The sequence below is a fragment of the Kitasatospora sp. NBC_01302 genome (genome assembly GCF_035976515.1).
Taxonomy (GTDB): domain Bacteria; phylum Actinomycetota; class Actinomycetes; order Streptomycetales; family Streptomycetaceae; genus Kitasatospora.
The window spans coordinates 6,110,952-6,125,000 of record NZ_CP108404.1 but is presented as its reverse complement, the minus strand read 5'-3'; the positions used below and the strand labels follow the sequence as shown (position 1 = coordinate 6,125,000).

The 14,049-nt window shown below is 72.3% G+C and carries 16 protein-coding genes; 1 reads left to right on the top strand and 15 read right to left on the bottom strand.

The window, feature by feature from the left end; translation table 11 throughout:
- The 14 genes from OG294_RS26855 to proS all read right to left on the bottom strand — a co-directional run bounded on the left by OG294_RS26855 (position 1) and on the right by proS (position 11,093).
- A complete protein-coding gene (locus tag OG294_RS26855; protein WP_327069108.1) occupies positions 1–498 on the bottom strand; it encodes a YraN family protein in 498 nt (165 codons plus the stop codon).
- A 140-nt stretch (positions 499–638) separates the two neighbouring features.
- Positions 639–965 (bottom strand): DUF2469 domain-containing protein, encoded by a 327-nt coding sequence (locus OG294_RS26850; protein WP_110669769.1) that lies wholly within the window; start codon positions 963–965, stop codon positions 639–641.
- 57 nt (positions 966–1,022) lie between these two features.
- Positions 1,023–1,517 carry an NUDIX hydrolase gene (locus OG294_RS26845; RefSeq protein ID WP_327069107.1) on the bottom strand — a complete coding sequence of 165 codons (495 nt, stop codon included), beginning with the start codon at positions 1,515–1,517 and terminating at the stop codon, positions 1,023–1,025.
- Positions 1,518–1,563: 46 nt separating this feature from the next.
- Positions 1,564–2,364 (bottom strand): signal peptidase I, encoded by an 801-nt coding sequence (gene lepB, locus OG294_RS26840; RefSeq protein ID WP_327069106.1) that lies wholly within the window; start codon positions 2,362–2,364, stop codon positions 1,564–1,566.
- 113 nt (positions 2,365–2,477) lie between these two features.
- Positions 2,478–3,491, bottom strand: a complete 1,014-nt coding sequence (gene lepB / locus OG294_RS26835; protein ID WP_327069105.1) for a signal peptidase I — start codon at positions 3,489–3,491, stop codon at positions 2,478–2,480.
- 243 nt (positions 3,492–3,734) lie between these two features.
- A complete protein-coding gene (gene lepB, locus OG294_RS26830) occupies positions 3,735–4,814 on the bottom strand; it encodes a signal peptidase I (RefSeq protein ID WP_327069104.1) in 1,080 nt (359 codons plus the stop codon).
- Positions 4,798–5,694, bottom strand: coding sequence for a signal peptidase I (gene lepB / locus OG294_RS26825; protein WP_327069103.1), 897 nt, complete (start codon positions 5,692–5,694; stop codon positions 4,798–4,800). Before lepB (OG294_RS26825) ends, lepB (OG294_RS26830) begins: the two co-directional genes overlap by 17 nt.
- 65 nt (positions 5,695–5,759) lie before the next feature.
- Positions 5,760–6,110, bottom strand: coding sequence for a 50S ribosomal protein L19 (gene rplS / locus OG294_RS26820; RefSeq protein ID WP_327069102.1), 351 nt, complete (start codon positions 6,108–6,110; stop codon positions 5,760–5,762).
- A 166-nt stretch (positions 6,111–6,276) separates the two neighbouring features.
- Positions 6,277–7,095, bottom strand: a complete 819-nt coding sequence (trmD, locus tag OG294_RS26815) for a tRNA (guanosine(37)-N1)-methyltransferase TrmD (RefSeq protein ID WP_327071682.1) — start codon at positions 7,093–7,095, stop codon at positions 6,277–6,279.
- Between the two features lie 53 nt (positions 7,096–7,148).
- Positions 7,149–7,697 carry a ribosome maturation factor RimM gene (rimM, locus tag OG294_RS26810; protein WP_327069101.1) on the bottom strand — a complete coding sequence of 183 codons (549 nt, stop codon included), beginning with the start codon at positions 7,695–7,697 and terminating at the stop codon, positions 7,149–7,151.
- A 135-nt stretch (positions 7,698–7,832) separates the two neighbouring features.
- A complete protein-coding gene (locus OG294_RS26805; protein WP_266293475.1) occupies positions 7,833–8,072 on the bottom strand; it encodes an RNA-binding protein in 240 nt (79 codons plus the stop codon).
- A 2-nt stretch (positions 8,073–8,074) separates the two neighbouring features.
- A complete protein-coding gene (gene rpsP / locus OG294_RS26800) occupies positions 8,075–8,506 on the bottom strand; it encodes a 30S ribosomal protein S16 (protein ID WP_327069100.1) in 432 nt (143 codons plus the stop codon).
- 240 nt (positions 8,507–8,746) lie between these two features.
- Complete coding sequence (locus OG294_RS26795; protein WP_442789224.1) at positions 8,747–9,370, bottom strand: hypothetical protein; 624 nt, start codon at positions 9,368–9,370, stop codon at positions 8,747–8,749.
- A gap of 310 nt (positions 9,371–9,680) precedes the next feature.
- On the bottom strand, positions 9,681–11,093 hold the full coding sequence (gene proS, locus OG294_RS26790; protein ID WP_327069097.1) for a proline--tRNA ligase: 1,413 nt from the start codon (positions 11,091–11,093) through the stop codon (positions 9,681–9,683).
- A 225-nt stretch (positions 11,094–11,318) separates the two neighbouring features.
- Between proS and OG294_RS26785 the strand changes: the two genes are divergently transcribed.
- Positions 11,319–12,095 carry a class I SAM-dependent methyltransferase gene (locus OG294_RS26785; protein WP_327069096.1) on the top strand — a complete coding sequence of 259 codons (777 nt, stop codon included), beginning with the start codon at positions 11,319–11,321 and terminating at the stop codon, positions 12,093–12,095.
- Positions 12,096–12,122: 27 nt separating this feature from the next.
- Here OG294_RS26785 and ftsH read toward each other — a convergent pair whose 3' ends face one another.
- Positions 12,123–14,042 (bottom strand): ATP-dependent zinc metalloprotease FtsH, encoded by a 1,920-nt coding sequence (ftsH, locus tag OG294_RS26780; protein WP_327069095.1) that lies wholly within the window; start codon positions 14,040–14,042, stop codon positions 12,123–12,125.
- Positions 14,043–14,049 lie beyond the last annotated feature (7 nt).

Genomic DNA, 14,049 nt, shown 5'->3' with positions numbered 1-14,049 from the left:
TCAGACCACCCCCCGCAGGTGCTCGATCCGCGCGGCACCGCGCGCCCGGCTGACCACCGCGACGAGGTCGATCCGGACCCCGCCGGGCGGCAGCGGCACCACGGTGGCGGGTGGGACGGGTGGGGTCGGCGCCGGGTCGCCCGGCGGGGGCGCGGCTCCGGTGTCGTCGCGGGGCGGCGGCGCCCCGGTCACGCCCTCGGCCAGCCGGACGAAGTGCTCCGGCCAGCGTTCGGCCAGCCAGCGTTCGGCGAGGTGGCGCAGGCGCTGCGCCTTGACCGTGCCGATCGCCTCCGCCGGCTGCTGGAAGCCCTGCTCCGAGCGGGTCTTGACCTCGCAGACGGCGACCGTGTCGCCATCGAGCACGATGATGTCGAGTTCGCCCTCGGGGCAGCGCCAGTTGCGCTCAAGGACCCGCAGGCCCTGTTCGGCGAGCCGGCGGGCGGCCACCTCTTCGCCGTAGCGGCCCAGGGCCGTGTGTGCGTTCTGCACGGCGATCACCTCCGATCACGGAGGTTGCCGTCCAGCATCCGTCCCGACCAGCGGGTGCCGTCGAACTGTGGACAACCCGGGGGGTGTGGACAATCGCCGCCACCCGGACGGACGCACCGGGGCCCCGCCGGCTCGGGGCCCCAGCAGGTTCAGCTGCCGAAGCCCGCCTCGTCCGAGGGCAGCTCCAGGTCGCTCTTCGCCAGTTCCTCGATGTTGACGTCCTTGAAGGTCAGCACCCGCACCTTCCGGACGAACCGGGCGGGGCGGTACATGTCCCAGACCCAGGCGTCGGCCATCGAGACCTCGAAGAACACCTCCCCCTGGACCGAGTGCACCTGCAGCTCGTAGTCGTTCGTGAGGTAGAACCGCCGTTCGGTCTCGATCACGTACTTGAACAGGCCGACGACGTCCTTGTACTCCCGGTAGAGCTTGAGCTCCATCTCGGTCTCGTACTTCTCGAGATCTTCCGCACTCATGCAGGCGTCCCCTCAGCTCGGCATGTCCCTCCCCATTGTGGACCACGCCACCCTCGGTCAGAGGCGGACCGGGTCGACCGGTGACCCCTGTTCCAGCAGGAGTTCCAGCAGCTCCGCCAGCCGCACCGGGTAGACCTGCTCGGTCGTACCGCGCAGTTCCGCCAGCGTCCACCAACGCGCCTCCCGCAGTTGGGCGCGCTCCTGCCGCTCGGAACCCGAACTGTCCGGCTCGGGCCCGGCGCGCCGGATCCGGGCGAGGTGGAAGCTCTGGCGCTGCTCGTACCGCTCGCCGTCGTACGGGAACAGCGCCAGGTCGACGGCGACCACCGGCCCCAGCTCGATCCCGGTCAGCCCGGTCTCCTCCGCCAGCTCCCGCCGCGCCGCCGCCCGGCTGTCCTCCCCCGGCTCCAGCCCGCCGCCCGGGGTGAACCACCAGGTCCGGGCCGGTTCGGCGGGGTCGAAGCCGTGGAAGAGCAGCAGGCGGTCGGCCGAATCCAGCAGCAGCACCCGGGCCGCTTCACGCCGCCGCACCACCGGCTCACCGGCACCCATCCCGTCCACCGCTCCCGTATCCGGCTCTCAGCGCCGCAGCCGCGGCTCAGCGCCGCCCGCGCGCCCGGCGCGCCAACGCGGCCACCGGCCCGGTCAGCGAGGTCAGCACGATCACCGCCGCACCGGCCACCGACGCCCAGGCGGCGGGCACCAGCAGCCCCGGCCGGCTCGCCACCGGGCCGCCCAGCGCGTCGAAGGCCACCGTACGCCCGCGCAGGCCCGCGTGGCCGGACGGCCAGACGGTCGCCTCCACCCGGGCGATCACGTCGGTGGCGGGCACCGTCCCGGAGAGCTCCTCCAGGTGCGAGCGGGAGTCCAGCGAGCTGCCGCGGTTGTCGCCGAGCAGGAAGAGCCGCCCCGCCGGGACCTGGATGCTGAAGGGTGTGCCCGGCAACTGGTCGGGCGCCAGATAGGGCTCGGTCACGGGCTTGCCGTCGACCGTCAGGCTGTGCTCCGCGCTGCCGTAGGCCACCGTGTCGCCGCCGACCGCCACCACCCGCTTGACCATGGTGGCGCCGCCTTCCCAGGTCGGATCGTGGAAGACCACGATGTCACCGCGCCCGACCTGCCCGCCGTCGACCTTGCGGGCGAGCACCGTGTCACCGGCGGAGATGGTCGGCTCCATCGAGCCGGTGGGCACCGCGTAGGGGCGGTAGTCCAGGGCGATCAGCCCGAACCCACCCAGCAGCAGGCCGAGGCCGAGCACCAGGGCCACGGTCTGCAGCACCGCGCCGGCTCCCCAGCGACGCGGGCGCGCCGCCGGTGCGGCGCCCGGCGCCGCAGCCGCGGTGTCCGTCCCAGCACCGGGCCCGGACGGGCCGGGACCTTCTTCGGTGAGCCTGCTCATCGGGACCGTCCTGGTTCGAGGGCCGGGCACGGCGGCGGGCCGTGACACGTCCGAGCAGATTACTCGTCGGTACCACGGCCCGCGCAAGAGAAAACGGAAGGAAAAGGGACGGGTCAGTCGCCCTTCGTGCGCCGGCGGCGCAGCCACCACGCCACCGGCAGGGTCCCGACGGCGCCGAGCGCCGGGGGCACCAGGCCCGCCGTCGCGATGCCCTTCTGCCCGAAGGTGGACGGCACCGGCAGGGTGGACCAGTGGTTGACCGGCCAGGCCACCACGAAGGCCCGCCCGACCACGTCGTTCACCGAGACGAAGCCGCCGCCGGGCTCGCTCTTGGTGGCCGGCTGGTCCATGTGGAAGCGCGAGTCCAGCGAGTCGCTGCGGTGGTCGCCCATCACCCAGATCGCGTTCGGCGGCACCTTGACCGGCCCGAACGGCTTGCCCGCGCACGGGTCCGGCGGCGTGATGCCCGGGGTGTAGACGTAGGGCTCGTTCAGCGCCACGCCGTTGACCTTGAGCGGCCCGTTGCCCTGGCACTCGATCGTGTCGCCGGCCACCCCGATCACGCGCTTGATCAGGTCCTTCTCGTTGGCCGACGGCATCAGGCCGATGAAGCTCAGGACGTCCTGGGCGCCTCGGACCACCGCGTTGGAGCTCTGCTGGGTCCCCTCGCCGTCGAGCCAGCCGCCCGGGTCGTGGAAGACCACCACATCGCCGCGGTCGGGCTTGGAGCCGAACCACGGGGTCAGCTTGTCCACGAGCACCCGGTCGCCGATCTGGAGGGTCTGCTCCATCGACGCGGAGGGGATGGAGAAGGCCTGCACGAAGAAGGTCTTGATGACCAGGGCCAGGACCAGCGCGATACCGACCAGGATCGGCAGTTCCTTCCAGAACGAGCGCTGCTTGCGCTCGCCGGCCCGCTTCTCCTTGTCCTCCGCCGGGGCCCCGGGGGCCTGCGGACCACCGTCGCCGGGGCGCTCGTCGGCCGCGCCCGGCAGCGGGCCACCGCCCTGGCCGCCCGCGCCGTCGCCCGGCTCGGTCGGCTGCCCGGACTCGGTGGACTGGGCCGTACGGCCGCCGGAGCCCTCAGGCTCGCCGGCCCCGCGGGCGCCGATCACCAGATCCCCCACGACATCTCCTCCCTGCTGTGCGGACGACCATCGTCCGCGCTCACCAGTGCCGCGCAGCGGACACCTCGTCTGTGACCGACCGTGAACCCGGCTCAGGCCTGCCCATCAGCGGACGGCCTGACACCAGCACAGCCTTCGGAACCATCCGCACGGCACGGGCCGCGAGGATGTCTGCACTTCTCTATCACTCCGAGTGGTCCACCCGGCTCTCCCACACGGCGGCTCGGCGGACCGGACGGACCGTCAGTCCGGGCCCGCTGATCGCCGGGCCGCCCGCCAGCGGCGTCGGGCCGCGCGCGAGCCGCCGGTGAGCACCCCGGATCGTCGCCGCCGCAGCAGCGCCGGGGAAACGCCCAACATCCCCATAACGAGCGAAGGTTCCAGGGGATCCGGGTTGAGCCCGACCGATTGGCCCGTGCTCCCAGCGGCGAGCGCACCGCCCCCCGGCGACCCGAGTGCGGCCGGAGTCCGGTAGCTGGGCCGGGAGATCCCCTGCAGGCGGTCCAGCGGCCACGCGATCAGGAAGGCGCGCCCGATCACGTTCCCGACCGGCACGGTGCCCTGCCCCGGGCCGCTCATGTGGTAGCGCGAGTCGGCGGACAGGTCGCGATGGTCGCCCATCACCCACAGGCGCCCCTTGGGCACCGTGACCCGGAACGGGATGCGCGAGGGCAGGTTGCCGGGAGCCAGGTACGGCTCCGCGATCGGCGTGCCGTTGACGGTGATCCGGCCCTGGTCGTCACAGCAGGCCACGGTGTCGCCGCCGACCCCGATCACCCGCTTGATCAGGTCCTGCTCGTTCGAGGAGGGCAGCAGGCCCACGAAGCTGAAGGCGTCCTTGAGGCCGCGGACGACCGGGCCGCCGGCGTCCGTGGCGGGCTGGTTCTCCAGCCAGCCGCCCGGGTCCTTGAAGACCACCACGTCGCCGCGCTGCGGTGTGCTGCCGAACCAGGGGGTGAGCTTGTCCACCAGCACCCGGTCACCGACCTGGATGGTCTGCTCCATCGATCCGGAGGGGATCGAGAAGACCTGCACGAAGAAGGTCTTCAGCACCAGCGCGATCAGCAGCGCCACCACGGCGATCACCGGGAGCTCGCGCCAGAGCGAGCGCCGGCCGGTGCGCGCGGCCCGCCGGGCGGTGCGCCGCCGCTGCGCGCGCCCGCGAAGGGGCACGGCCGAGCCGGTCGGCGGGCCCTCGGCCGAACGCTCCGCCGACGTGGACCGGTCGTCGCTCACGCCCGACGGCCCGGCGCCGCCGTGCGGGTCCGCGGTGCCGTCGGGCCGCGGGTGGCCGCTGGGTGCGGGTCTACCCCTGGTTCCCATGGGCACCGCCCTTCGCTGCCGCGGCGACGGCGGCGAAGCCGGCCGGCGGGTCCAGCGAGGACCAGTGCCCGACCGGGAAGATCACCCAGGCGGCCCGGCCGATCACCTTGCTGACCGGCACGAACCCGCCGCCGGGATCGCCGAGGTGGTCCCGGGAGTCGCTCGAGTTGCTGCGGTGGTCGCCCAGCACGAAGAGCTTGCCGGGCGGGACCTGGACGTCGAAGCCCACGCTGGAGGGGGCGTCGCCCGGGTACAGGTAGTCCGACTCGGCCAGCGGCACGCCGTTGACGGTCAACTCGTGGGCGCCGGCCCGGTAGGTCACCCGGTCGCCGCCCACACCGATCACCCGCTTGACGAAGATCGAGCCGTCCGAGGGCGCGAGGCCCAGCGCCGAGCCGAACTTGCGCAGCTCGGTGCCGATGCCGATCGACTCGTTGCCGCCGGGCACGAAGGAGTCGGTGCCGTCGAAGACCACCACGTCGCCGCGGCTCACGGTGCCGCCGAACTGGTAGGACAGCTTGTTCACCACCAGGCGGTCGCCCGGGCGCAGGGTGTTCTCCATCGAGCCGGAGGGCACCACGAAGGGCTGCGCGACAAAGACGTTGACCAGCAGCAGGATCAGGACGCAGGCGGCGACGAGCTTGGCCAGGTCGCGCAGCCGCCAGCCGCCCTCGGGCGCGGGCTCGGTCGGCTCGGCGGAGGCCGGCTCGGGCTCGGTCGGCTCGGCGGCGCCGGTGCTCTCGACGGCCTCGACGGCGTCACTGACATCACCGGCTTCACCGGCTTCACCCAGCGAAACGACCGCGGACCGCGACGGCGGTCCCGCACCCGGAGGTGCGGAGGTGCCGTCGCGGTCCGCGATCGGTTCGTGCGTGCTCATCGGGGCTGAGCTTAGCGGCCCAGCCTGAGCGTGCCGCACCCCCGACTCGCGCCGGGGGCAGCGACTCAGCGGTCGCGCTTCTCCTTGATCTTCGCGGCCTTGCCGCGCAGGTCACGGAGGTAGTACAGCTTGGCGCGACGGACGTCACCGCGGGTGACGACCTCGATCTTCTCGACGACCGGGGTGTGCACCGGGAAGGTGCGCTCCACGCCGACGTTGAAGCTCACCTTGCGGACGGTGAAGGTCTCACCGATGCCCGCGCCGTGGCGGCGGATCACAACGCCCTGGAAGACCTGGACACGGGAGCGGTTGCCCTCGATGACCCGGACGTGAACCTTCAGGGTGTCACCGGCGCGGAAGGCCGGAATGTCGGTACGCAGCGAGGCCGCGTCGACAGCAGCGAGCTTGTTGCTCATGATGCTCTCCATCGCGGGCGCCACGGGCCGCCCACGGAAATTCGTGACAATGGGATGGGTTGCGGGTCGCCTCGGCCATAGCGATCCCCCCGTGGCGGGGGCGCAGGACCACCGGCTCTCCTGGTCGATAAGACCTGTGAAGAGCCCGGCGACAGACAACAGCGGCCTATTCTTCCACAGCCTCGGCTACTCGGAGAAATCGGCCGCGCTCCTCGTCCCAGCCGAGCCCGAGCACGCTCAGCGCCTCGCGCTCCTTCTTGTCGAAGGAGGAAAGGCGCCAGCGCCCCACCAGATCGGGGCGATTGGCCAGCGTGCGGGTGAAAGCCTGCTCGCGCCGCCAGCGGGCGATCTTGCCGTGGTTGCCGCTGAGCAGCACCTCCGGCACCGCCCGGCCGCGCCACTCGGCGGGCTTGGTGTAGACCGGGCCCTCCAGCAGGTCGGCCATCGCGCCGGGGGCGAAGGAGTCGTCGCGGTGCGACTCGGCGTTGCCGAGCACGCCGGGCAGCAGCCGGGCGATCGCCTCGACCATCACGAGCACGGCGACCTCGCCGCCGGCCAGCACGTAGTCGCCGATCGAGGCCTCGACCACCGGCATCCGGGTGGCGGCCTCCTCGATCACCCGCCGGTCGATGCCCTCGTAGCGCGCCGGGGCGAAGGCCAGCCACGGTCGGGCGGCCAGCTCCTGGGCCAGCTCCTGGGTGAACGGCACACCGCTCGGGGTGGGCACCACCAGCGTCGGCAGCTGCCCGGCCGGCCCGGCGGCGCAGACCGCGTCCAGCGCCTCGCCCCACGGCTCGGGCTTCATCACCATGCCGGGGCCGCCGCCGTACGGGGTGTCGTCCACGGTCCGGTGCACGTCGTGGGTCCAGGAGCGCAGGTCGTGCAGGTGCACGTCCAGCTGACCGCGCGCGCGGGCCTTGCCGACCAGCGAGACGTTCAGCGGCTCCAGGTACTCGGGGAAGATCGTGACGACGTCGATCCGCATGCCGTGCGGCTCCTCGGCCACGGCCACGGGCTCCTCGACCCCGTCGGCGGCCGTCATCGGTCGCCCTCCGGTCCGCCGGCCACCTCGGCCCCCTCGCCGTCGATCAGCCCGCCGGGCGGGTCGATGACGGCCCGCTGGTTCTCCAGGTCGATGGTCGGCACGATCTTGCTGACGAACGGGATCAGCACCTCGGTGCCGTCCGGCCTGGTGACCGTCAGCAGGTCCTGGTACGGCAGGTGGACCACCTCGGTCAGCTCGCCGACCGGGGTGCCGTCCAGCAGCACCACGTCCAGGCCGATCAGCTGGTGGTCGTAGTACTCGTCCTCCTCCTCCGGCCGCTCCTCCGGGTCGACCTCGGCGATCAGCATGGTCCCGCGCAGCGCCTCGGCGTCGGTGCGGTCCTTGACGCCGGCGAAGCGGATCAGCAGCCGACCGCTGTGCACCTTGCCGGACTCCACGGTCAGCGGGCCCACGGCGGCGGGGTCGGTGAGCAGGACCGCGCCGGGCCCGAGCCGCAGCTCGGGTTCGTCGGTGCGGACCTCGACGAAGACGTCCCCCCTGATGCCGTGGGCGCGGCCGATCCGGCCGACGACGAGCTGCACGGTGCACTCCTGAGCGCTAGCTACTACGGGTACGAGCCGCCGGGGCGGGCTCGCTTAAGAAGGTACGGGGATGGGAAAAGAGATCCGGCCGGGACGCGTGGAGCGTCCCGGCCGGATCTCAGGCGACGGTGACCGTCAGCGGATGTTGTCCACGTCGACCAGGTCGACCCGGACGTTGCGACCGCCGAGCGCGCCGACCACGGTGCGCAGCGCACGCGCGGTGCGGCCGCCACGGCCGATCACCTTGCCGAGGTCATCGGGGTGCACTCGCACCTCGATGGTGTTGCCCCGACGCAGATTGCGCGAGCGCACCTGAACGTCCTCGGGGTGCTCGACAATGCCCTTCACCAGGTGATCGAGGGCGTCCTCGATCACGCTCAGGCCTCGGTGGAAGCGGCGTCGGCGTCAGCCTCGGCCTTGTCCGACTTCTTGGCCTTCGGGGTGATGGCAACACCGGTGGTGGCGTCCTCGAAGCCGGCGACGGCCTTCGCGAACAGGTGCGAGAAGTCCTCGACCTTGGGCTCGGCGACCAGCAGCGGGGCCGGGGCGGGCAGGCCCTTGAACTTCTGCCAGTCACCGGTCAGCTTGAGGATGGCGAGCACCGGCTCGGTCGGCTGGGCGCCGACGGACAGCCAGTACTGGGCGCGGTCGCTGTCGACCTCGATCTTCGAGGGGTTGTAGGTCGGCTGGTAGATGCCGATCTCCTCGATCGCGCGACCGTCACGCTTGGTGCGCGAGTCGGCGATGACGATGCGGTAGTGCGGGGCGCGAATCTTGCCGAGACGCTTGAGCTTGATCTTGACTGCCACGGGAGTGGATTCTCCTGGAGTTGACGTGGGTGAGCGACCGCGCTCCCGCGTGGGGTTGCGGGGTCGGTCGTTCGAATGACACGCCAGCCGTAGGCGAGAGGGTTCCTGTTGGCTGCCGGGTATCAGCTATCGATTGTGCCACATCACGCACAGCCGCCCGACCGGGGGCGGAACCCGACCACGGGCTGTGCGTGACGCGGCACAGACCGCGGGCCGGGCCCGGCCGGAGGGCGTACGCGATCAGGCGATCTTGAACGGCTGCTGACAGGCGCCGCACACGATCGAGGCCTGGGCCAGCACCGACGGCACCACCCGGACGTTGCGGCCGCAGCCGCAGACGGCCTTGACCCGCACGCCGCCACCGGAGGAGCCGTGCCGGGCCGCCGGGCCGCGGAACGCGCGCAGCACTCCGCCGTCGGGCGTCCCGGCCACCGCCTGCTGGTGGGCGCCGAGGGCGAGCTCCAGCCGCTCGATGGTCGCGGCGTACCGCTCCTGGGTCTCGGCGAGCATGGTCACCTGGGAGAAGCCGCTGCTGGCATGCGGTTCGACCGGGTGCGCCAGCCCCAACTCGGAGGCGAGCAGAAGGAATCGACGGTTGTGGTAGCGCCCGGCCCGGGAGGTGTCCCGGATCTCGCGGGCGGCGGCCAGTCCGTGGGCGGCCTCGTGCAGCAACCGCTCGAAACCGAGCCGGGTGCCGCAGGCCGAGGACGACTCGCCGATCAGTGCCTCGGGCGAGGCGAGATCGGGGAGGTCGTGATGGTGGGCCTGGATGTCGCTCCAGGCGGCGGCCAGTTCGGCCGCGAGGACGAGAGGCTGTGTCGTGCTCACGCTATGCCAACGAGGGAGTCGGTTCCGACGTTCCATTCTTGAGCACTCACCAGGAATTCCCGGAGAACTCTCAGCTGGGCGTAACAATGCCCGTGTTGAGCGTTCGAAATCTGACGCAAGACCAACCCCCTCGGTGTCTGCACCCGTCGTTCCTCGCCGGGTCGCCCGATTCCCGGGCACGGCAGAGCGCCGCGCCGAGTTGTCCGGCCCGGGCCCTGTACGTGTTTTTGACAGGGCCACGGGCCGTACACCGTACCGCTAGTTCGCCCGCACTGGGAGTTGACCGGCCAGTAGGCGAGACGCCGTCACCCACTGGTTACTCAGCCGGTGAAACAGCGCGCCTAAATCAGTAGGCCCGCGCGACAATCGCGAGGTTGCCTTCCTGGTCGTACGAGTCCGGGACCGAACCGTCGGCGGCGACCAGGCAGCGGACCGAGACACCCTGCTCGGCGAGCTTCGTCTCGCCCTCCGGGCCGAGGTCGGCCCAGGAGATCCGGCCCCAGCCGGTGGCGGCGGCCTCGACGCACTCGTCGATGGTCTTGACGTCCACCGTGCGGGACTCGCGGCGCTCGCGGGACTGGCGCAGCAGCAGCGCCTGGTCCTCCTCCAGGATCCCGGGCACCAGCGCGGCCAGCGCGTCGATGGAGACCGGCTCCTTGCCGCCGGGGATGCGGCGGGCCAGCATCGCGGTGCCGTTCTCCAGGTCGCGCGGGCCGACCTCGATGCGCAGCGGGACGCCCTTGAGCTCCCAGTCCACCGCGCGGCGGCCGAACGGGGTGTCGGTGCGGTCGTCGACCACCACGCGCACGCCCGCCGCCTCCAGGGTGGCGCCGATCTCGCGGACCTTGGCGATCACCGCGTCGTCGCCCTTGATGGCGAGCACGACGGCCTGCACGGCCGCCAGCCGCGGCGGGACCCGCAGGCCGTTGTCGTCGCCGTGCGACATGATCAGGCCGCCGACCATGCGGGTGGTGACACCCCAGGAGGTCTGCCAGACGTGCTCGCGCTCGGCGCCCTGCAGCTGGTAGGTCGTGTTGAAGGCCTTGGCGAAGTTCTGGCCCAGCTCGTGCGCGGTGCCCATCTGCAGCGCCTTGCCGTCGCCCATCATCGCCTCGAGGGTGAGGGTGTTGATGGCGCCGGCGAAGCGCTCCTTGACGGTCTTGCGGCCGAGCACCACGTCGATGCCGAGCACGTTGGTCATGAAGTCGCCGTAGACCTGGGTGTGGATCATCGACGCGTACGCGCGGGCGTCCTCGTAGGTGGCGTGGGCGGTGTGGCCCTCCTGCCAGAGGAACTCGGTGGTGCGCAGGAAGACTCGCGGGCGCAGCTCCCAACGGACCACGTTGGCCCACTGGTTGATCAGCAGCGGCAGGTCGCGGTGGCTCTGCACCCACTTGGAGAAGTACTCGTTGATGATGGTCTCGGAGGTGGGCCGGACCACGACCGGCTCCTCGAGGTCCTTGCCGCCGCCGTGGGTGACCACCGCGAGCTCGGGGGCGAAGCCCTCGACGTGCTCGGCCTCCTTGGTCAGGTAGGACTGCGGGATGAAGAGCGGGAAGTACGCGTTCTGCGCACCGGCCTTCTTGATCCGCGCGTCCAGGTCCTGCTGCATCCGCTCCCACAGCGCGTACGCATACGGTCGGATGACCATGGTGCCGCGCACCGGACCGTTGTCGGCCAGTTCGGCCTTGTTGATCAGATCCTGGTACCAGCGCGGAAAGTCGTCCGCCTGGGGGGTGAGAACGGGAGCCTTTGCCATGGGGCGAATGGTACGGCGTGGGACGGACGGAGTGTGAATCGATTCCATCCGCACGGCCGGGAGCGGGAGCCGGAGCAACCCCAGGGGGCGCACGCCCGCCGAACGGCGATGCTCCGGCGTGCTCCTCTGGACGCCGCGCCCGCGCCGCGCTTCGCTGGAGTCGGGACGAACCGTGGGGGGAGCATCCGCAGCTCGTTGGACCGGACCTGATTGGGAGGCCACCCGATGGCTTCAGCGCACGGCACGGCACCCGCACCGCCCCGACCGCGGCCCGCCTCACGGGCGCGCGACTGGGCCGAGATCCAGGAGCGCACGCTGGTGCCGCTCTACGAGGCGGTGCACGAGCGTGCGGCCGTCGGCCCCGGGACCAGCCTGCTCGACCTGGGCTGCCGCTCCGGCCTCGCGCTGCTGCTGGCGGCCGGGCGCGGGGCCCAGGTCGCGGGCCTGGAACCGGACCCGGAGCTGCGCGAACTGGCCCGGGCCCGCCGGCTGGCGGTGGCGGCCGGGAGCCCGGGGAGCAGCCCGGCCCACCGCGTGGTCACCGTCTTCGAACCGCTGCGGATGGCCGAGGAGCCGCACCGGGTGGCCCGGGAGGCCGCGCGCCTGGTGCTGCCCGGCGGGCTGGTGGCGCTGGCCGGCTTCGGGCCGGCCCGGGACTGCCAGAGCGCGGCCGTGCTGGAGGTGGCCCGCCGGCGCAGCGGACCGCGCCGGGCGCCCGACCCGCTGCGGCTCGGCGGGGCCGGCGAGCTGGCCGCACTGGCCGCCGGGGCGGGGCTGCGCGTGGTGGCCAGCGGGCGGGTGAGCTGCCCGTTCGGCTATCCGGACCTGGACAGCGCCGTGCGCGGGCTGCTGGCCACCGGCTGGCTCGACGCGGCGGTGGCCTACGCGGGCGAGGCACCGGTGACCAAGGAGGTCGCCGAGGCGCTGCACCCGTTCACCCGGGCGGACGACACCGTCCGGATGGCCAACGGGTTCCGCTACGTGCTGGCCGAGCGGACCTGACGCGGTCCGCCGCGACCTCACGCAGCCTCAGGCGGAATCCCGCGCAATCCCGGCGGCCCGGTAGGCGGCCTCCTCGTCCAGCGTCTCGTGCTCCAGCAGGGCCGCGGCCAGCGCGTCGAGCCGGGGGCGGTGCTCGTTCAGGGTGGCCAGTGCCTCCTCGTAGCACTCGGCGACGATCCGCCGGGCCTCGTGGTCGACGAGGTCCAGCGTGCTGGGCGCGGCGGACAGGCCGTAGGCGCCCTGGCTGTCGTCGGGGATCGCGGTCAGCCGCCCGACCCGCTCGCTCATGCCCCAGCGGCCGGCCATCCCGCGGGCGATGTTGGTGACCTGCTCCAGGTCGCTCTCCGCGCCGGTGGTGATCAGCCCGTAGACCACCTGCTCGGCGGCCATCCCGCCGAGCGCACCGATGATCCGGCCGCGCAGGTACTGCTCGGTGTAGGAGTAGCGGTCGGCCTCCGGGGTGGACATGGTGACGCCCAGCGCCCGGCCGCGCGGCACGATGGTGACCTTGCGGACCGGGTCGGCGCCGGGCTGCAGCATGCCGAGCAGCGCGTGGCCGCTCTCGTGGTACGCGGTCCGCCTGCGGTCCGCGTCGGGCATCACCAGCGGCCGCACGGCGCCCAGTTGGACCTTCTCCAGTGCCTCGGAGAGGTCCCGCTGGTCCACGCTGGGCCGCCGGCGCCTGACCGCCAGCAGGGCCGCCTCGTTGACCAGGTTGGCGAGTTCGGCGCCGGTCATCCCCGGGGTGCTCTTGGCGACCTCGGCCAGGCTGGTGCCCTGGGCGAGCGGCACCTCGCGGGCGTGGATGGCCAGGATCGCGGTGCGGCCGTCGCGGTCGGGCGGGCTGACGTTGACCACCCGGTCGAACCGCCCGGGGCGCAGCAGCGCGGGGTCGAGCACGTCGGCCCGGTTGGTGGCGGCCAGCACCACGACGCCCTCGGAGCCGGAGAAGCCGTCCATCTCGGTGAGGATCTGGTTGAGCGTCTGCTCGCGCTCGTCGTGGCCGCCCATCGTGTTGCCGCCGCCGCGCTTGCGCCCGATGGTGTCGATCTCGTCGATGAAGATGATCGCCGGGGCCACCTTGCGGGCCTCGGCGAAGAGTTCGCGCACCCGGCTGGCGCCGACCCCGACGATCATCTCGATGAACTCCGAGGCCGAGGCGGAGAAGAACGGCACCCCGGCCTCGCCGGCCACCGCCCGGGCGAGCAGCGTCTTGCCGGTGCCCGGCGGGCCGGCCAGCAGGACGCCGCCGGGCATCTTGGCGCCCAGCTTGCGGTAGGCGCCCGGGTTCTTCAAGAAGTCCACCACCTCGGTCAGCTCCGCCTTGACCTCGTCGATGCCGGCCACGTCGGCGAAGGTGGTGCGCTTGCCCTCCTCGGGGGTGACCGGCTTGGGCGGGGCCTTGCGGCCCAGCGGCCCACCGCCCGGCCCGCCGGCCATCCGGCGGGCCAGCAGCACCCAGACGACGATCAGCAGCAGCATCGGGGCCAGCGAGATCAGCAGGTTGGCCAGGAAGCTGCGCTGCTGCACGACCGGTTCGGCGGTGACCTCGACGCCCTGGGTGAGCAGGGTGCTGTAGAGGTTGTCGTTGGCGAACGAGGGCCGCTGGGTGGTGAACTCCGTGTAGCTGCCCTTGCCGCCGTCCGGCTTGGGCGCGGACGCCTTCAGGGTGCCCTCGATCGCGTCGCCCTTGGAGTAGATCTTGGCGATGTTGCCCTTGTTCAGCTCGTTGTTGAACTCGGTGTAGGAGACGGTGGTGCCGCCGCCGTTGCCGAAGAAGCTCAGCAGCAGATCGCTGATCAGGAAGACCACCAGGGCGGTGAGGATCAGTCCGATCCAGCCGCCGGGCATCTTGCGGCGCGGCGGGGTCGGCGGCGGCGGAGGCGGCGCACCCTCGGAACGCCAGGGCTGGTCGGGACTCTGGCGGGGCGGCACGGGTTCGGTCACAGTCCGG